This is a genomic window from Pseudomonas arvensis (genome assembly GCF_056688935.1).
On record NZ_CP162038.1, the window covers coordinates 1,229,670 to 1,248,007 of the forward strand.

The 18,338-nt window shown below is 61.1% G+C and carries 19 protein-coding genes; 13 read left to right on the forward strand and 6 right to left on the reverse strand.

The window, feature by feature from the left end; all coding sequences use genetic code 11:
* Window positions 1-8: 8 nt before the first annotated feature.
* Window positions 9-281, forward strand: coding sequence for a type B 50S ribosomal protein L31 (locus tag AB3G88_RS05535; protein WP_099583517.1), 273 nt, complete (start codon window positions 9-11; stop codon window positions 279-281).
* A 20-nt stretch (window positions 282-301) separates the two neighbouring features.
* Here the strand turns inward: AB3G88_RS05535 and AB3G88_RS05540 are convergent, their stop codons facing one another.
* From AB3G88_RS05540 to AB3G88_RS05555, 4 genes are all read right to left on the reverse strand, one after another.
* Window positions 302-1,672, reverse strand: a complete 1,371-nt coding sequence (locus AB3G88_RS05540) for an ATP-binding protein (protein WP_112193717.1) — start codon at window positions 1,670-1,672, stop codon at window positions 302-304.
* Window positions 1,669-3,483: a DAHL domain-containing sensor histidine kinase gene (locus AB3G88_RS05545; protein ID WP_480453458.1), complete on the reverse strand. Its 1,815-nt coding sequence runs from the start codon at window positions 3,481-3,483 to the stop codon at window positions 1,669-1,671. The genes AB3G88_RS05540 and AB3G88_RS05545 overlap by 4 nt, the downstream gene beginning before the upstream one ends.
* On the reverse strand, window positions 3,480-4,403 hold the full coding sequence (locus AB3G88_RS05550; RefSeq protein ID WP_480454415.1) for a cytochrome-c peroxidase: 924 nt from the start codon (window positions 4,401-4,403) through the stop codon (window positions 3,480-3,482). Before AB3G88_RS05550 ends, AB3G88_RS05545 begins: the two co-directional genes overlap by 4 nt.
* 64 nt (window positions 4,404-4,467) lie before the next feature.
* Window positions 4,468-6,345 (reverse strand): putative bifunctional diguanylate cyclase/phosphodiesterase, encoded by a 1,878-nt coding sequence (locus AB3G88_RS05555; protein WP_099583515.1) that lies wholly within the window; start codon window positions 6,343-6,345, stop codon window positions 4,468-4,470.
* 219 nt (window positions 6,346-6,564) lie between these two features.
* Between AB3G88_RS05555 and nosR the strand changes: the two genes are divergently transcribed.
* Genes nosR through AB3G88_RS05575 form a run of 4 tightly spaced genes read left to right on the forward strand, consistent with a single transcriptional unit; the run spans window position 6,565 to window position 9,493 of the window.
* A complete protein-coding gene (gene nosR, locus AB3G88_RS05560; RefSeq protein WP_099583514.1) occupies window positions 6,565-7,866 on the forward strand; it encodes a response regulator c-di-GMP phosphodiesterase, NosR family in 1,302 nt (433 codons plus the stop codon).
* A gap of 48 nt (window positions 7,867-7,914) precedes the next feature.
* Window positions 7,915-8,328: an NUDIX hydrolase gene (locus AB3G88_RS05565; RefSeq protein WP_480453459.1), complete on the forward strand. Its 414-nt coding sequence runs from the start codon at window positions 7,915-7,917 to the stop codon at window positions 8,326-8,328.
* Between the two features lie 23 nt (window positions 8,329-8,351).
* Entirely contained in the window at window positions 8,352-8,990 is a 639-nt protein-coding gene (locus tag AB3G88_RS05570; protein WP_099583512.1) for a LysE family translocator, read from the forward strand.
* Window positions 8,987-9,493 (forward strand): GNAT family N-acetyltransferase, encoded by a 507-nt coding sequence (locus AB3G88_RS05575; RefSeq protein ID WP_480453460.1) that lies wholly within the window; start codon window positions 8,987-8,989, stop codon window positions 9,491-9,493. The genes AB3G88_RS05570 and AB3G88_RS05575 overlap by 4 nt, the downstream gene beginning before the upstream one ends.
* A gap of 31 nt (window positions 9,494-9,524) precedes the next feature.
* On the opposite strand, the gene metR is transcribed toward AB3G88_RS05575, so the two are convergent.
* Window positions 9,525-10,442, reverse strand: a complete 918-nt coding sequence (gene metR / locus AB3G88_RS05580) for a transcriptional regulator MetR (RefSeq protein ID WP_099583510.1) — start codon at window positions 10,440-10,442, stop codon at window positions 9,525-9,527.
* A gap of 182 nt (window positions 10,443-10,624) precedes the next feature.
* Between metR and AB3G88_RS05585 the strand changes: the two genes are divergently transcribed.
* From AB3G88_RS05585 to AB3G88_RS05605, 5 genes are all read left to right on the forward strand, one after another.
* Window positions 10,625-11,644 (forward strand): alpha/beta fold hydrolase, encoded by a 1,020-nt coding sequence (locus AB3G88_RS05585; protein WP_099583509.1) that lies wholly within the window; start codon window positions 10,625-10,627, stop codon window positions 11,642-11,644.
* Window positions 11,645-11,698: 54 nt separating this feature from the next.
* The gene (locus tag AB3G88_RS05590; protein WP_191958230.1) at window positions 11,699-12,352 is read left to right on the forward strand and encodes a DsbA family oxidoreductase; all 654 of its coding nucleotides are present in this window, start codon (window positions 11,699-11,701) and stop codon (window positions 12,350-12,352) included.
* A gap of 105 nt (window positions 12,353-12,457) precedes the next feature.
* Complete coding sequence (locus tag AB3G88_RS05595) at window positions 12,458-13,378, forward strand: arginase family protein (protein WP_158878489.1); 921 nt, start codon at window positions 12,458-12,460, stop codon at window positions 13,376-13,378.
* Window positions 13,375-13,755 carry a DMT family transporter gene (locus AB3G88_RS05600; RefSeq protein WP_032891828.1) on the forward strand — a complete coding sequence of 127 codons (381 nt, stop codon included), beginning with the start codon at window positions 13,375-13,377 and terminating at the stop codon, window positions 13,753-13,755. Before AB3G88_RS05595 ends, AB3G88_RS05600 begins: the two co-directional genes overlap by 4 nt.
* Window positions 13,752-14,144, forward strand: coding sequence for a DMT family transporter (locus AB3G88_RS05605; RefSeq protein ID WP_191947177.1), 393 nt, complete (start codon window positions 13,752-13,754; stop codon window positions 14,142-14,144). The genes AB3G88_RS05600 and AB3G88_RS05605 overlap by 4 nt, the downstream gene beginning before the upstream one ends.
* A 77-nt stretch (window positions 14,145-14,221) precedes the next feature.
* Here the strand turns inward: AB3G88_RS05605 and AB3G88_RS05610 are convergent, their stop codons facing one another.
* Window positions 14,222-14,977 (reverse strand): MipA/OmpV family protein, encoded by a 756-nt coding sequence (locus AB3G88_RS05610; RefSeq protein ID WP_099583506.1) that lies wholly within the window; start codon window positions 14,975-14,977, stop codon window positions 14,222-14,224.
* Between the two features lie 214 nt (window positions 14,978-15,191).
* On the opposite strand from AB3G88_RS05610, the gene AB3G88_RS05615 reads away from it, so the two are divergent.
* Genes AB3G88_RS05615 through AB3G88_RS05625 form a run of 3 tightly spaced genes read left to right on the forward strand, consistent with a single transcriptional unit; the run spans window position 15,192 to window position 18,221 of the window.
* Window positions 15,192-15,890, forward strand: a complete 699-nt coding sequence (locus tag AB3G88_RS05615) for an MtnX-like HAD-IB family phosphatase (protein ID WP_112193731.1) — start codon at window positions 15,192-15,194, stop codon at window positions 15,888-15,890.
* Complete coding sequence (locus AB3G88_RS05620) at window positions 15,883-17,277, forward strand: aspartate aminotransferase family protein (protein WP_480453461.1); 1,395 nt, start codon at window positions 15,883-15,885, stop codon at window positions 17,275-17,277. The genes AB3G88_RS05615 and AB3G88_RS05620 overlap by 8 nt, the downstream gene beginning before the upstream one ends.
* Complete coding sequence (locus tag AB3G88_RS05625) at window positions 17,274-18,221, forward strand: alpha/beta hydrolase (protein ID WP_480453462.1); 948 nt, start codon at window positions 17,274-17,276, stop codon at window positions 18,219-18,221. Before AB3G88_RS05620 ends, AB3G88_RS05625 begins: the two co-directional genes overlap by 4 nt.
* The last annotated feature ends 117 nt before the right edge of the window (window positions 18,222-18,338 follow it).

Below are 18,338 nucleotides of genomic sequence, written 5' to 3' on the forward strand. Positions count from 1 at the left end.
GAGGCCCCATGAAAGCTGGTATCCATCCCGACTACCGCACAGTGCTGTTCCACGACACCGCTGCCGACGTGTTCTTCCTGATCGGCTCCACCGCCGACAGCGATCGCACCCATCAACACAGCGACGGCAACACCTACCCGTACATCCCGTTGGACGTGTCCAGCGCGTCGCATCCGATCTACACCGGCCAGCAGCGCAAGACCCAGGTCGAAGGCCGGATTGCCGGGTTCAACAAGCGCTTTGCGGCGTTTGGGTCGAGTCCGAAAAAAGCCGAGGCGTGAGCATGATGCGGCGGCGTGCCCTACGCCGCCGTCTGCCGAATCGGCAGCACCACGCGAAACCGCGTGCCTTTGCCCAGCTCACTGCTCACGGAGATATCGCCACGGTGTTTTTTGACGATGCCGTAGGAGAGTGACAACCCCAGCCCCGTCCCTTCGCCCACTGGTTTGGTGGTGAAGAATGGATCAAAGATTTTCTGCATGGCCTGCGGGTCAATCCCGCAGCCGTTGTCCGCCACTTCCAGCCACACGTTCTCACCTTCCACGCCGTTGCTGATGGTAATGGTGCCGCGCTCCGGCCCCATGGCTTGCGCGGCGTTGATCACCAGGTTCATGACCACTTGGTTGAGTTGCGAGGCCAGGCATTCGATTTCCGGCAATGGCGTATAGCGTTTGATCACGTCGGCCTTGTACTTGAGCTCGCTGGCGACGATGTTCAGCGTGGAGTCGATGCCCTGCTGCAGGTTTGCAAATTGCCAGGTCTGGTCATTGTCGACCCGCGAGAAGTTTTTCAGGTCCTTGACGATTTGCACCACGCGCCCGATGCCTTCCTTGGACTCCCTGATCAATAGGGGAATGTCGTCCTTGAGAAAATCCAGTTCCAGTTCGGCGCGCAGGGCTTTGAGTTGCTCGCCCTGCGCGAGGCTGTCCTCGGCCAGCCGGTAAGCCTCCAGCATCTGTTGCAGCTGGTTGAAGTAGCCATCGAGGGTGCTGAGGTTGGACGAGATAAACCCCACCGGGTTATTGATCTCATGGGCCACGCCCGCGGCCAACTGCCCCAGGGATGCGAGCTTTTCCGACTGTACCAGTTGGCTTTCCAGTTGCTTGCGCTCGTCGATTTCCACTTGCAGCGCCAGGGTGCGCTGTTCCACCAACTGCTCCAGGTGGGCGGTTTGCAGTGAGGCGCGGCGAGCCATGTCCCATTTGTTGGCCAGGGTATTGGCCATCTGCTGGACTTCGATGTTGTCGAACGGTTTTTTCAGGATCAGCAAACGATCGTAGCCCTGCAGGCGATGCAGCAGGTCATCCCAGGAATAATCCGAATACGCGGTGCACACCACCACCTGCAGGCCAGGGTCGACTTTCCACAACTCTTCGATGGTCTTGGCCCCGTCCCAGCCTTGGGGCATGCGCATGTCCACAAACGCCAGGGCATAGGGCCGGGTTTCTGCCATTGCCGTGGCGAGCAACTGCAGGCCTTCCTCTCCGCCATAGGCCGAGTGCAGCTCAAAGGGTTGTACCGTGGGTTTGCTGGTGTCGCCGAACAGTGCCGACTCCATATCATCCAGCGCCTGGTTCGATTCACCGGTGGGCATCAGGATCTTGCGGAAATCGTCGTGGATCGACGGGGTATCGTCGATCAGCAAAATGCGCCGGTTAGGAGGTTGGTTCATGGCGGGCTTCCGGCAAGGGTCAGAGGAATCGTCAAGGTGAACACTGCGCCCAGCCCCGGCCCGTCGCTGCGGGCGCTGAGCTGGCCGTGCATTTCCACGGCGGCCAGTGCGCAACTGTGCAGGCCGAAGCCGTGGCCCTCCTTGCGGGTGGTGAAACCGTGGGTGAAGATCCGGGTCATGTTCTCGGCGGGGATGCCTTCGCCTTCGTCCTTCACGCTGATCTGCAAGGTGGCGTCGTCCAATTGTTGCACCGCCAGGGTCATCTGCCGTGGCCGGTCGGTGAGGTTGGACATGGCGTATTTGGCGTTGCTGATCAGGTTGACCATGATCAGCAGCAACCGGTGTTTGTCGGCCATGATTTCCGGCACTTGCCCATATTCCTTGACCACTGTGACGTGGTGGCGGCTCAGCGCGCCGGCGTTCATGCGCAGGGCGTCTTCCATCAGGGCGCTGATATGCACCGGCTCCATCAGCGTGGATGCTCCGGCATAGGATTGCTGGGTAGAGACGATGTCCTTGATGTGGTCAACGCTTTTGCTCAGTTGCGCCAGTTCATCGGCCATGCCTTGCTGTTCGATGGCAATGGCCTCCACCAGTTGGTTGAGGTAGCCCGGCAGCAGCTTGCCCTTTTCATCCTGGGTCAGGAAGGTGCCCAGGTCAGCCGTGTGTTCGTTGATCAACTGCATGGCCTTGCCCAATCCCAATGCCTTGCTGCTGCGCAGTTTGCGGGTGACCAGGTCGGCGGAGATATTCACGCTGTTGAGCACATTGCCAACGTTGTGCAGCACGTTGGTGGCGATCTCCGCCATGCCGGCCTGGCGGGCGCTGTCCAGCAGTTCGCTCTGGGCATCCTTGAGCTGCTGGGTGCGCCGTTCCACCCGTTGCTCCAGGGTTTCATTGGCTGCTTGCAAGGCGCGGTTGACCCGGTTGATCTCGGCGAAACTGCGCAGCAGGCGCACCGCCAGATAGAGCAGCAATACCACCAACAACGTCGAGAAGATCAGCAGGTAGAGGTGGTATTGATGGTCGATCAGGTCGGCGGCTTGCTGGTCCTGATTGAGGTGGTTGTTCAGCTCGTCCAGGCGGTCGGCCACAGGGACTGCGGCAATGCGTTCGAGCAGGCCGTTGACCACCGGCTGTTCGCGCAGGATCAGCGAGATGTGGTTGCTGAGGATCTCCACCGGGGCCTGGAACTCGATCGGCAGGCGATCTTTGTTGATCGCCAGCTTGCCCAGGCCCACCAGGATATCGGCGGCGCGCTCGTCGCTGGTGACCTGGGCGAATTCAAGGCTGCTGAGCAGAAGATCGTAGGTGTCGGTGGCCACATCTTGCAGTTGCAGGCGGCCTGCATCGTCAATGCGATTGAACTGCGCCTGGATGTCATCTTCGGCGGTCGGCAAAAACGCCAGTGAGTTGCGCAGCACGGCATTGTGGGATTTGAACTGGTCGACCAACCGGGCTTTTTCCTGGATGGCTGCCTCATACGCCTCTGTGCTGGCCTTCCAGCGGGGCAGGTCTTCGGGGTCGTGGTAAGTCGCGTCACTGCCCAGTTTGGCCCACAGTTGTGTCATGTCCGCGAGCGGCGTAACCAGCGGGTCGTAGTTGTGGGTGAGCGCGATCCGCGCCTTGAGCACTTCGCTGTCCCATTGGGCATTGAGCTGCTTGAGCTGGCGGATCAAGTCCCGTGACTGGGTGTAGGTGGCCGTTTGGTCGCGGGAGGACTTGAGGTAAAGAAATACCAGTGTCGAGGCCAGCAGCAGAGCGATCAGGCCGAGCAAGAGTTGGCTGGTGCGGCGGCGGGTAAGGGTCATAGAGGCTTGCCCGCCCATTCGCCGGTCAAGGTCTTGAGAAACTGGATGATCAGGTCTTTATCTTCCTGGGACGGGTTGCGCCCCAGCTGGTACTTGAACATCACGTCCACCGCCTCGGCCAGGGTCTTGGCCGAGGCGTCGTGAAAGTACGGCGCGGTGACGGCCACATTGCGCAGGCTGGGCACCTTGAACACATGGCGGTCTTCTTCGTCCTTGGTCAGCAGGTAGCGCCCCAGGTCTGATTCGACCGGGTTGCCCCGCGCCTTGAAGTAGTCACCCATCACCCCGAATTTCTGGAACATATTGCCGCCGATATTCACGCCCTGATGGCAGGCGATGCAGCCGTAATCCTTGAAACGCTGATAGCCGTATTTTTCCTGGGTCGTAAGGATGTCGGTGTTGCCCAGCAGGTATTGGTCGAAGCGCGAATTGGGGGTGAGCAGCGTGCGTTCATAGGTGGCCAGGGCGTTTTGCACATTGGCTGCGGTGACGCCGTCGGGGTAGGCCTGTTTGAAGGCGTTCTGGTAGGCGGGCAGGGCGGTTAGATTCTGCACCACGGTTTTCCAGTCGCTGCCCATTTCCGCCGGGCTGATGACCACTTGCTCGACCTGGGCTTCCAGCGTGTCCACCCGGCCATTCCAGAACTGCTTGAAATTCAGGCTGGCGTTGAATACGGAGGGGGTATTGATCTCCACCGGTTTGCCGTCGAAGCCGATGGAGAAAGGCTTGTTGTCAGCACCCCCGGCTTCCAGCTGATGGCAACTGGCGCAGGAGAGCGTGTTATTCACCGACAGGCGTGGCTCATTGAACAACTGGCGGCCCAGTTCGACTTTGGCTGCGTCCAGCACCGGCACTGGCGGCAAAGGCTTGAGCGCCTCGTCCAGGGGGGCGGCCGGCAGTGGCATGCTGAGTCCCACCATGACGGCCAGACCCAAACCATAGGTTGCGACTTCATTCAAGCGAGCACTCCTTGCAAGCGTGGGGCTATTGTCGGGTTATCGGCATCGCACGGCCGACCTGCAGCAACTGGGCGAAATCTTTCGCCGGCACGGCTTTGCTGAACAGAAAACCCTGGCCTTCCTCGCACTCCAGCGTTTTCAGGAAGTCCAGTTGTTCGGTGGTTTCCACCCCTTCGGCGATGATATTGAGTTCCAGGCTCTTGCCCATGCCGATGATCGCCGTGATCAACTGCGCGTCCTGGCTGTTGGTATTCAAGCCGCGTATGAAGGATTGGTCGATTTTCAGCACATCAATGGGAAAGCGGCGCAGGTAGCTGAGGCTGGAATAACCCGTGCCGAAATCATCCAGTGCCAGGCGCACGCCCATGGCCTTGATTCGCTGCAGGATATCCACGGTTTCGTCGACGTTCTGCATCAGCACGCTCTCGGTGATTTCCAGCTCCAGTTGTGCCGATGGCAGGCCTGTTTCCTTGAGAACCGCCGCCAGGTTGTCAACGAAATCGCGCTGGCGAAAGTCGATGGCCGAGATATTCACGGAAACGCGCAAGGGGGGGAGGCCCATCACCCGCCAAATCTGTGCTTGCTCGCACGCCTGGCGCAGTACCCATTGGGTCAGCGGAACGATCAAGCCGCTGTCTTCAGCCACCGCAATGAAATCAGCCGGGTTGACCCACCCCGAGCGCGGCTGGAACCAGCGTATCAGCGCCTCCGCACCGACAATGTTGCCGGAAGCCAGGTCCAGTTTTGGCTGGTAATGCAACACAAATTCATCGCGTTCCAGTGCCTGTCGTATCGCGCTTTCCAGGTTTTGCTGGTGCTGGGCGCGCAGGTTCATGTCTTCGGTATAAAAACTGAAATTATCCGGGCCGCGTTCCTTGCTGGTGTGCATGGCGGTTTCGGCATGCTTGATCAGCTCTACGGCGTTGCCGCTGTCATTCGGGTAAATACTGATGCCCAGGCAGGCGGTGACGCTCAGGTCATGCCCCGCCACATGGCGGGTGGCGCTGATAGTTTTAAGCAGCTTCTGGGCAATGTGCTGGGTTTGCTGAGGATGCTGGACATCGTTGAGCAGGATCACAAACTCGTCGGTGCCATAGCGAAACACCGAGTCCGACGCACGCACTGCCGCGATCAGGCTTTGGCTGACCTGCTGGAGCACTTCGTCGCCTACCGGATAGCCCAGGGCGTTGTTGATACGTTTGAATCGGTCCAGCCCGATAAACATCACCGCCAATTGCGTGTCATGTCGACGGCCCAGAGCAATGGCCTGGGTCAGGCGGTCGCCCAGCAGCGTGCTGTTGGGCAACTGCGTGAGCGCGTCGTATTGAAGCAGGTGCGAGACCTTGAGCAATTCCTGCACCCGTTCTTCGATGGTGCGCTCCAAGCCAAGCATCTTGAGCGCGACGTCCTGGGCGAGCTGCCATTTCCAGGTCAGCGCGCTGGCCATCTGGCGGATCTCCAAGTGGTCGAAGGGTTTTTTCAGGATCAGCAACTGGTCGTTGTATTTCAGCCGTGCCTCGATGGCTTCGAAAGAGTAGTCGGAGTAGGCCGTACACAGGGCGATCTGCAAGTTGGGATCGGCGTTCCACAGCTGTTCGATGGTGTGCAGGCCATCCCAGCCGGGCGGCATGCGCATATCAATGAACACCATGGCGTAAGGCGCGTTGGCGGCCAGGGCCTGGTTCACCAGCTCAAGGGCTTCCTGCCCCTGGTAAGCAGAGTCGAGCACAAATAACTGGCGCGGCGGAGCGGCTGTGGTGCCGAACAGGGTTGCTTCGAGGCTGTCCAGGGTCTTTTCGTCGTGTACAGCCGGGCAGAGAATCTTGCGAAAGTCTTCATGGATCGAGGCCGTATCATCGACGATCAGGATGCGACGGTTGGCCCGCCCTGAGCTCGGGTTCATGGCGCTCTCCTCACCTGCAAAGGGTTCGACGGCATAACGATTCCTTCCCTGGTTCCATTGCTGTGCGGGGCGCGGACCTGCTGTGTCAGCATAGTCGGGTTCCCTTGAAATTGGCGGCCAGTTGGCGTCAAATCAACCCCGCGCGTTAAGCGAGGCAAGACGGCTTGGCACAAGGGTTCAATTTAGCTCAACTCAGTTTAATTGGAAGGCGCAGCACGCATGGATGAACAACTGGCTACGAAACCCACAGTCTTGCTGGTCGACGATGAAGAGTCGATCCTCAACAGCCTGCGCCGCCTGTTGCGCGGCCAGCCATTCGATGTGGTGCTCGCCGGCAGCGGTGCCCAGGCCCTGGAAATCATGGCCGCCCAGCCCATCGACCTGGTGATGAGCGATGCACGCATGCCCGGCATGGACGGCGCGCAGTTGCTGGCCGAGGTTCATCGCCTGTACCCCGCCACCAGCCGCATCCTGCTCACCGGTTATGCCGACCTGCCGACGATCATCAAGGCGATCAACGAAGGGCAGATCCACCGCTATATCGGCAAACCCTGGAATGACGAGGAACTCAAGCTGATCCTGCAACAGGCCCTGGAGCATCAGCGCCTGGAGCGCCTGACGCATCAGCAGAACGAGCAGCTCAAGCTATTGAATTCCACCCTGGAAAAGCGCGTGGTGGCACGCACCAGTGAGCTGCAACAGACCGCCGACATGCTCGACCTGGCCTACGACGAACTCAAACGCAGCTACGTGACGGGCACCGAAGTGTTTTCGCTGCTGGCCAACCTGCGTTTACCCAAGGACAAACAAACCAACCGCCCGTTGATCGATCTGATCCGGGTCTACTGCGCCGCCCAGTCCATGGACGAAGCCAGTACCCGCGACCTGGCCATGGCGGCGGCGCTGTACAACATTGGCAAGCTGAGCTGGAGCGACAGCATGTTGGTTGAGCCGGCCGACAAGCTGCACAGCACCGATCGCGAGCGTTACCGCGGCTATCCGGCGCAGAGCGAATCGCTGTTGATGACGCTGGAGCCGATGAAGGATGCGGCGCGGATGATTCGTCATCATCAGGAGCGCTGGGATGGCAGCGGTTTTCCCGACCACCTCAAGGGCGAAGCGATTCCCTTCGGTGCTCGCCTGCTGAAGCTGGCAGTGGACTTCATCGAGTTGCAAAAAGGCCTGATCCTCGAACGGCGCCTGAACAGTGATGAAGCACTGTTATATATCCGCAAATATGCCGGCCGCCTCTATGACCCAGAGCTGATCGAGGACTTCGTCCAGGCCTGCGCGGCGTTTCTCAGCGACGTGACCTTGGGCGATCCGACCGTCAAGGTCTTGAGCACCCGTGAGCTGGCCGCCGGGATGGTCCTGGCGCGCAATCTCAATGCCGACAACGGCATGCTGCTGCTCAACGCCGGCAAGGTGCTGAACCTGCCGCTGGTGGACAAGCTGATTGCTTTCGAGGCGATGGAAGGGGCCAAGTACAGCGTATTTATCAAGGAACCGGAGGAGGCGTGAGCCGCGTTCCATTACTGTTCACTCTTTTGACTTCAAGGCTTTTATTTCATGTCCACCACTATCCGCATCGCCGCTGCCCTTTTGATCGGCGCTGACGGCCGAACCCTGCTGGTGCGCAAGCGCGGCACCCAGGCCTTTATGCAGCCCGGTGGCAAGATCGATGCCGGCGAGCAACCGGCCGAGGCCCTGGCCCGGGAACTGTTTGAGGAGCTGAACCTGCGTATCGATCCCAACGCGGCCGCCTATCTTGGCAACTTCTCTGCCCCTGCGGCCAACGAGCCGGGGTTCACCGTGGACGCCGAGTTGTTCCAAGTGCAGATTGACGTGCCCGTCGCCCCTGCCGCCGAAATCGAAGAAGTCTGCTGGATCGACCCTGCCGGTGATGGCGGCCTGGTCCTGGCGCCGTTGACGCGTGATTTGATCCTGCCGTTCTATCGCTCATCGCTGACTACCACTGCCTGATGCACAGGCTCAAGGACTGACCCGTGATCCCACTCAACGACTTGCTGATTTTCGCCGCCGCGTGCCTGCTGATGGTGCTCACCCCCGGCCCGAACATGATCTACCTGATCTCCCGTTCGATCTGCCAGGGCCGCAAGGCGGGCATGGTGTCGTTGCTCGGTGTGGTGGCGGGGTTCTTTGTGCACCTGTTCGCGGCGGCGGTCGGTTTGACGGCGGTGTTTCTCGCGGTGCCGATGGCCTATGAAGTGCTCAAGTGGGCTGGCGCGCTCTACCTGCTGTGGCTGGCCTGGCAAGCGGTCAAGCCGGGCGCACGCTCGCCGTTCGAGGCCCAGCAATTGCCGCCGGACTCCACGCGCAAACTGGTGACCATGGGCTTTCTTACCAGCGCGCTGAACCCCAAGATCGCGGTGTTCTACCTCTCGGTGTTCCCGCAGTTCATCACCCCGGAACACGGTTCGGTGTTTACCCAGAGCCTGATGCTGGGCTTCACCCAGATCAGCGTGAGTTTCCTGGTGAACATGCTGATCTCGCTGTTTGCCGCCTCCATCGCCGCGTGGTTTATGCACAACCCCACTTGGCTGTCGGTGCAGCGCTATTTCATGGGCTTTGTCCTCGCCGCCCTGGCCGTCCGGCTGATGGTTGAGCAACGGCGCAGCGCATGAACATTCGCGCACTCGGGGCGGCTGATGCACAGGTGTATCGGGCCTTGATGCTGCAGGCCTATGAGGTTTATCCACAGGCGTTTACCTCCAGCGTGGCCGAGCGCGCATTGATGCCGCCGAGCTGGTGGGAGAAGCGCCTCGACAACCCGTTGGATCGGCTGCTGGGCGGTTTCGAAGGGGATGAACTGGCGGGGATTGTCGGCCTGGCGTTCGAGCCTCGGGAAAAGGCGCGGCACAAGGTAACGTTGTTTGGCATGTACGTGACCGAGGCTTATCAGCGCAAGGGCTTGGGCCGACGCCTGGTGGAAGCGGCGCTCGATGAAGCGCGCCAGCACCCGCGCCTCAAAGTGATCCAGCTGACCGTCACCGCCGGCAATGATGCCGCGTTTGCGTTGTACCAACGCTGTGGGTTCGTTCAATACGGCCTGGAGCCGCTGGCGGTGCGGGTGGGCGTCGCATATTTCGACAAGATCCACATGTGGCGTGAACTGAAGACCGACTGAGATCTACCTGTGGGAGCGAGGGCTGGTTTGATCAGCGAACTGCGCTTACCCCGTCCAATGTCGAAAACGATGTGTCCTTGGCCGTAAGCAAAAAGTCGCGCATGTACGGCGCATCCAGCATGTCCGCACGAATCCCCGCATACAGCGTCGCAAACAAGCCTTTCTCACCCAGGCGCTTGGCCTTCACGTAGCCACGCGAGCTGTATTCATGCAGCGCCCAATGGGGCATGCCGCACACGCCACGGCCGCTGGCGACCAGTTGCATCATCATCACCGTCAGCTCCGAGGTCCGCACCTGGGCCGGCTCGATGTCGGCGGGTTCCAGGAAGCGCGTGAAGATGTCCAGGCGGTCGCGCTCCACTGGGTAGGTAATCAGGGTTTCGGGCAGCAAGTCTTCAGGCACGATGAACGACTTGTTCGCCAGCGCGTGCTGGTTGGCCACGGCCAGCATGGCTTCGTAGGTGAACAGCGGCACATAAGTGATGCCCGGCAGTTCCAGCGGGTCGGACGTGACTACCAGGTCCAGGTCGCCACGGGCCAGGGCCGGCAGCGGGGCGAAGGCAAAACCCGACGCGAGGTCCAGCTCGACTTCCGGCCAGGCGTCGCGGAACTGGTCGATGGTCGGCATCAGCCACTGAAAGCAGCTGTGGCATTCGATGGCCATGTGCAGGCGCCCAGCGGTGCCACCGGCCAATCGTGCGATGTCGCGTTCGGCGCCGCGCAGCAAGGGCAGGGTGGCGTCGGCCAGTTGCAGCAGGCGCAGGCCGGCGCTGGTGAAGCGTAGCGGCTTGGTCTTGCGCACGAACAGCTGCATGCCCAGGCGCTCTTCCAGCTCCTTGAACTGGTGGGACAGCGCCGATTGCGTCAGGTGCAGGCGCTCGGCGGCTTCCACCAGGCTGTCGGCTTCGCGCAGGGCGTGCAGGGTCTTGAGGTGACGGATTTCGAGCACGGGCTCTCCATGAAGACAATTTGTGACGAAGTTGAATAGCGTGAGTTTGTCTCATGTTGCAAGGCGTGTCGACCACGACCACTGGGCACTCTTCATCAAACTGTCATACAAGTGTGGCAGCGCGCTTGAACAAACTTCATCAGACTCGCGCTCTACTGGGGTTCTGCGTTTCGGTGTTTTTCATGCGCGTGTTGCTTTTACTGGCCGCCTTCTGGTTTGGCCTGCCGTCTTTTGCGGCGTCTCGATGTGATGTCAATGTCCCGACCCAAACGGTCGACCTGGAAACGGTGAGCATCGCCTACCAGAGCATCGGCCGTGCGTCCGATCCGGCGTTGCTGCTGGTGATGGGTCTGGGTGGGCAATTGATCCATTGGCCGGACGAAGTGGTGGAAGCCCTGTGTCAACAAGGCTTCAGGGTGATCCGCTATGACAACCGCGATGTCGGCCTGTCTACCTGGCGCCAGGCGCCGGCCAACGCCAATCTCACCTTTGAAGTGCTGCGCTACAAGCTCGGCTTGCCGGTGGCGGCGCCGTACACCCTGACCGATATGGCCGATGATGCACTCGGGCTGATGAGCGCGTTGCAGATCGAGCAATTTCACGTGCTCGGCGCGAGCATGGGCGGCATGATCGCCCAGCATTTGGCGGCCATGGCACCGCAGCGGGTGGAGAGCCTGACCCTGATCATGACCAGCTCCGGCGCCGAGGGCTTGCCGGCACCGAGTGCGGCGTTGGTGCAACTGTTGTCGAGGCGCGGCGCGCCCAATCGCGAGGTGGCCCTGGAGCAACAGGCCGATCTGCTGGCCGCGCTGGGCAGCCCGACGATCAAGGATGATCGCCAGGCGCTGCTGCACCAGGCGGCGCTCTCTTACGACCGTGCCTTCAACCCGGAGGGCGTGAAGCGCCAGATCATGGCGATCCTCGCCGAGCCCAGCCGCGTACCGCTGCTCAACCAGTTGCGCGTGCCGACCCTGGTCGTCCACGGCACCGCCGACCCGTTATTGCCGGTGATGCACGGCGTGCACCTGGCGGCGCATATCCAGGGCAGCCAATTGAAGCTGATTCCCGGCATGGCCCATCGTTTCCAGGAGGCTTTCAAGGCGCCGCTGTTGACGGCGGTGTTGCCGTACCTGCAAGCCCATCGTGAAGACGCGGCCCATTGGGCACAGATTGATCAGGTGGCGCCTGCGAAGCTGTTGTGAGGTGGTGTATCGTGCAACCTTTGCGGCGTATGACTGCCAACGAGGTTGCCTACCATGAGTACTCCCCTGAAAATCGATTTCGTCAGTGACGTGTCCTGCCCCTGGTGCATCATCGGCCTGCGTGGCCTGACCGAAGCCCTCGACCAACTGGGCGCCGAGGTGCAGGCCGAGATCCATTTCCAGCCGTTCGAACTGAACCCGAACATGCCTGCCGAAGGGCAGAACATCGTCGAGCACATCACTGAAAAATACGGCTCGACCGCCGAAGAATCCCAGGCCAACCGTGCGCGCATCCGCGACATGGGCGCCGATCTGGACTTTGCATTCCGCACCGATGGCCAGAGCCGCATCTACAACACCTTCGACGCCCATCGCCTGTTGCATTGGGCCGGGTTGGAAGGCTTGCAGTACAACCTCAAGGAAGCGTTGTTCAAGGCCTACTTCACCGATGGCCAGGACCCGTCCGACCACGCCACCCTGGCGATCATTGCCGAGAGCGTCGGCCTGGATATCAAGCGCGCGGCCGAGATTCTCGCCAGCGATGAATACGCCGCCGACGTCCGCGAGCAAGAGCAGCTGTGGACATCCCGTGGCGTGACGTCGGTACCGACCATCGTGTTCAACGACCAGTACGCGGTCAGCGGTGGTCAGCCGGTTGAGGCGTTTGTGGAGGCGATTCGCCAGATCATTCGCGAATCCCAGAACTGAAGCCGAGCACAAATCAAAATGTGGGAGAGGGCTTCCCCCTCCCACAAATATCTCACTGGCCCGCCCCTTGCATTGACCCCCTAAAGCCATAGGGGACACATGACCTTGAACATTCTCGACCTCGATCACAGCCTCACGGCCCAGGCGCCGATTGCCCGGCGCCTGGCCAGTGGCCGTGCTACCTGCATCGACCTGCTCGACCTGGGCCCGAAGCTGCGCCTGTGGTCCACCGCAAAAACCTGGAAACGCTTCACCGAACGCCTGGCCCGACGGCCACGGCCTACGGATGCGCGACCGGAAATCCTGTTTGTCGGCTCCGGCGATTATCACCACCTCACGCCGGCCTTCCTTGCCGATCTCAAAGAACCCATCAGCCTGATCCACTTCGATAACCACCCCGATTGGGTGCGCTTTGCGCCCAAGCGACACTGCGGTTCGTGGGTCAACCGCGCGCTGAAGATGCCGGCGATCAAACGCATCGTCACCCTCGGCCCGTGCAGCGATGACTTGCACAACCCGCAGCTGCGCGGCGGCAACCTTGGCGCCCTCAAGCGCGGGCAGTTGCAGCTGTTTCCCTGGCAGCATCCGCCGTCGAAAGTCTGGGGCCGGGTCGGCGATGGCGCGGGTCACCAGCAGCAGGAAAACCACCTGCACTGGCGCAATCTGGCGGAGCTGGACTGGGCCGCGTTCCTTGAACAGATGATCAGCAGCCTGCCCACCGAGGCGATCTGGATCACCATCGACAAGGACGTGCTCGCCAGTGAAGACGCGGCCACCAACTGGGACCAGGGCGGCATGCGCCTGACCCACTTGCTCCAGGCCCTGCGCGCGCTGGCGGCACGCAAACGGATCATCGGCATCGACGTGTGCGGCGAGTTCGCCACGCCGGCGTTCAGCAATGCGTTAAAGCGTTGGGAAGCCAAGTCCGACCAGCCGCCAGTGGGGCGCTGGAGCCCCGAGGATTTGCAGCGCAATGCGGCCACCAATGAAGCCCTGATCGACCTGTTTGAGGAGCTGTTCCCGTGACCTTGACCGTGGTGTTGCTGGTGGCGTTTTCCATCGTGCTCGATGTGATCGGCCAGTTGTGTTTCAAGCTCGGCCTGGACCGTTTGCCGGAGTTGGAAGGCGGCTTTCGCCTGAACGCATTCTGGGGCCAGGTGTTTAATGCGCCGTTACTGTGGGCGGGGATCGGTGCCTACGTCATCGAGTTTTTTATCTGGCTGGAAGCTCTGTCCCGTGCGCCGTTGAGCCTGCTGTTTCCAGCCGCCGCGCTGGCGTATTGCGGGGTGGTGCTGGCAGGCAAAGTGGTGCTGGGTGAAACCGTCAGCCGCCGCCGCTGGCTGGGCACGTTGGTGATTACCTTGGGGGTGATGCTGGTGGCGATTGCCGGGAGTCAGGCATGAATGCGCACGCATGGTTGCATGGGCGTTTCGGCACCGTGGTGCTCTGGGCCTTACTGATCTGTACCGAGAGCGCCGGGCAGTTGTTTACCAAAGTCGCCGGTGACCAACTGGGGCAGATGGATTTCAACCTGCAGTGGCTGGCCGATGTGGCGCGTAACCCAGGGATTCTGGCGGCGATTGCCTGCTACATCGGCGCGTTTTTCGTGTGGATGCTGATCCTGCGGCGCAGCAGTCTGTCCTTGGCGTTTCCGCTGAGTTCACTGGTGTTTGTGGTGGTGCTGCTGGGGTCGTGGCTGGGGCTGGGGGAACATATCAGCCCGCTGCACTGGGCAGGCGTTGCAGTGATTATCGGCGGGATAGCGCTGCTGGCTGAGGGCGAAGAAAACTGAGATAGGCCATGAACTGCAGGCCAAGGTGGGAGGGGACAAGCCGCCTCCCACATTTATATCTCCATGCATCAGGTGAATCAGTCGAAGGTGTAGCTGATCGCCGTCTGCACCTGGCCCTGGTTCACCTCACCGGCCTGCCTGACGATACTGCTGTCCGCCGCCGAACCCACCAGATGCACCCAGCTGGCGCTGGTCAGCAGTGACCAGTTGGGCGCCAGGGGGAACTGGAAGCTCTGGCTCAGGGTGATGTTCTGGAAACCGCCGCTGGCGTTGTAGGCCTTGAAACCCGTGGCCGCCGCCTCGTTTTCATCCACCCCGAAATACGTCTGGGTCTGCCGCGCATCCGCGAAGTGCGCCACCAGCCCACTGCTGCCAATGATCCCACCGCCCAGGGGATAGCCCAGCTCGCCGCCGACCTTGCCCAGCGCGCCGCTCTGGGAATGACCACCACCGACAGCCTGGCCCAACTGGGCATAGACCCGCCAGAAGTCAGCCGGAGCGTATTGGATGAACCCGCCTATTTCAGCCATGTCCGACACGTTGCGCAGGCCCTGCAACGAGCCGTTGGAGGTGCGCCCCTGCAGGTAATTGATGTACGGGCCGGCGCTGAAACCGTTGGTGTTCAGGGCGCTCCAGCTCAAACCGTCATCGGTGCCCAGGCTCACGTTGCCCCAGTCCAGGTCGAGGTAGGGGACGGGCCGGGTTTCGTAGCGGCTGCCGGTCGGGTCGTGGGGCTGGTAGCTGACGCCTGCGCCGACGTCACCGCTGATGCCTTCGGCGTGGGCGGCGAGGCTCAGTAAACCGGCGAGTGCCGCGCATGTGATCCTCAACATGGTCACAGTTCCTAAGTGAATACACGCGCATGAACGCGCAAACCCCCGGCCCCACGCAAGCACTCATCTTGTTTGTAGCAAGCTACAAAAATTGTAGCTTCCACGACACATTGCGCCTCCCGCGCCCAGCCCCGCTGGGCTTCAGCCACTTGGCACACTCCCTGCTCTACCCCTGGTGAACGCGCAGACAGCGCACTCCATCAAGGTAACCACAATGATTGACTGGCATATCGTGTGCGACTTCGACGGGACCATCACCCCCACCGATGTTATCGACAACGTCCTCCAACGCTTCGCCGGCCCCGAGTGGGAAACCATCGAGCAGCAATGGCTGGATGGGCATATCGGTTCACGCGAATGCCTGAGCCGCCAACTGGCGTTGATCAAGGCCACCCCCAGCGAGTTGCTGGCGTACTTCGACAGCGTCGAGATCGACCCGGACTTTCCGGACTTCGTCGATCACGTGATTGGCCTCGGCGCGTCCATCGAAGTGGTCAGCGATGGTATCGAGCAAGGCATTGCGCGGATCCTGTCGCGCAACTACGTGACCTTGCTGCCGATCCTCGCCAACCGCCTGCGCCAGGTCGACCAGAACAGCTGGCGCATCGATTTCCCGTATTCCAGCGACGCCTGCCGCGCCGCGTCCGGCAACTGCAAGTGCAAATCCACGCCGCGCAACAAGCGCGTGCTGGTGATCGGCGACGGCAAGTCCGACATGTGCGTGGCCTCCACCGCCGACTTCGTGTTCGCCAAGGGCAGCCTCGCCGAGTACTGCGTCGCCCACCAGATTCCCCATGCGCGCTTCGACAGCTTTGCCCAAGTGCCTGCGCTGCTCGCGCAACTGCCTCAGGGCATTGCCGCCAACGCGACCTCCTTCACTGCCGACACACAGGAAATTTTCCACCATGTCTGATATCCGCATCGCTACCGCCGAAGACCAGATCCTCCTGGATAAAGAAGCCAAGTACTGCTCCTACGGCGACACCGTCCACTACATCGAGCCGCCGCGTATTTTCAGCCGCTGCGAAGGCTCCTACGTGTGGGACACCGAAGACCAGGCCTACCTCGACCTGCAAATGTGGTACTCGGCGGTCAACTTCGGCTATGCCAACCCGCGCCTGAACAACGCGCTGAAACAGCAGATCGATACCCTGCCGCAAATCGCCAGCCAGTACCTGCACAAGGGCAAGATCGAGCTGTCGGAAATGATCGCGGTGGACGCCAAGAACAAGTTCGGGCTGGACGGGCGCGTGCACTTCAACGTCGGCGGTTCGCAGTCCATCGAGGATTCGCTGAAAGTGGTGCGTAACGCCAGCAACGGCAAAAGCCTGATGTTCGCCTTCGAAGGCGGTTACCACGGGCGCACCCTCGGCGCGTCGTCGATCACCTCCAGTTTTCGCTACCGTCGCCGCTATGGCCACTTCGGCGAGCGCGCCAACTTTATCCCGTTCCCGTACCACTTCCGTGGCCCCAAAGGCATGACGAAAGAAGAGTACGGCAGCCAATGCGTGCAGCAATTCGCACGTCTGTTCGAGACCGAATACAACGGCGTCTGGGACCCGAAAACCAACCAGTGCGAATATGCAGCATTTTACGTCGAGCCGATCCAGGGCACCGGCGGCTACGTAATCCCGCCGATGAACTTCTACCGTGAGCTCAAGCACGTGCTCGACCAGCACGGCATTCTGATGGTGTCCGACGAAATCCAGATGGGCTTCTACCGCACCGGCAAGCTGTGGTCGATTGAGCACTTCGACGTGCAGCCGGATGTGATCGTGTTCGGCAAGGCCCTGACCAACGGCCTCAACCCACTGGGTGGCATCTGGGCCCGTGAAGAGCTGATCAACCCGAAGATCTTCCCGCCAGGCTCGACCCACTCCACCTTTGCCTCCAACCCGTTGGGCACGGCGGTGGGCCTGGAAATGTTCAAGATGACCAACGAAGTCGACTACGGCGCAATGGTCATGGCCAAGGGCAAATACTTTCTGGAGGGCCTGCAGGATTTGCAGAAGCGCTTCCCGATCATCGGCGATGTCGACGGCCTGGGCCTGGCGCTGCGCTGCGAAATCTGCGGCCCGGACGGCTTCACGCCGGACAAGGCGACCCTGGACTACATGGTCGAAGAAGGCATGAAGGGCGACATGGTGGTGGATGGCCAGAAACTCGGCCTGATCCTCGACGTGGGCGGTTACTACAAGAACGTGATCACCCTCGCGCCGTCCCTGGAAATCAGCTACCCGGAAATCGACCTCGGCTTGCAGCTGCTTGAGCAACTGCTGGTGCGAGCGACCACGCGGTGAGCCGGGCAGAGATCGACCTCGGCGAAGGTGATGCCGGCTTCGTTCTCGGTGAAGGTCCGGTCGGGATCCTGTTGATCCACGGCCTGACCGGCACTCCGACCGAACTGCGCCAGGTCGCCAAGGGCCTGGCCAAGGCGGGCAATTGCACGGTGTACGTGCCCACCCTGGCCGGGCACTGCGGTGATAACAGTGACCTGCAGGCCACTGGCTGGCGTGACTGGTATGAAGGCGTGCGCAAGACGTTTGTACAGATCAAGCAGCGGCATGGGCAGGTGTTTGTCGGTGGCTTGTCCATGGGCGCGGTGATGTCGATGTACCTGGCCTCCGAGCATCCGGGCCAGGTCGCCGGCCTGCTGATGTATTCCACCACCTTGAAGTACGACGGTTGGAGCATCAGCAAAATGGCGTTTATCACGCCGTTGCTGATCCGCATTCCTTTCGGCGTGCGCTTGTTCCGCTTCACCGAGAAGCCGCCGTACGGCATCAAGAATGAACGGCTGCGGGCGATCGTCGAGCGGCAGATGAAGGAGGGCGAGAGCAGCGAAGCGGGGTTGTTGACCATGGAAGGCGTGACCGTGCGCGAGTTGCACTGGATGAACGCGGTGGTCAAGAAACGCATGCCCCGGATCAACGTGCCGGCGCTGGTGCTGCACTCCATCGAGGACGACATCACCAGCCGCTGGAACGCCGATTACGTGGAGCGCCACCTTGGCGGGCCGGTGACCAAGATCCTGCTGGATAACTGCTACCACATGATCACCGTCGACCTGCAATACCGGCGGGTGATTGAGTTGAGTGCTGACTTCATCAGCCGGCAAGTTTCCTGTGGTGAGCAGTGCTGTTGTGGTGAGCAGGCTTGTTGTGGTGAGCAGGGCTGTTGTGGTGAGCAGGCTTGCCCTGCGCTGGGTGGCGAAGCCGCCCCAAAACCTGCCATTGCGGTCTAGCTGGAGAAACTCATTACCTGGATTGGGGCTGCTTCGCCACCCAGCGCGGGCGGTGCGACGATTCGACAAGCCCGCTCACCATAAGAAGCCCCATTCACTACAAAAGCACTTTCACCA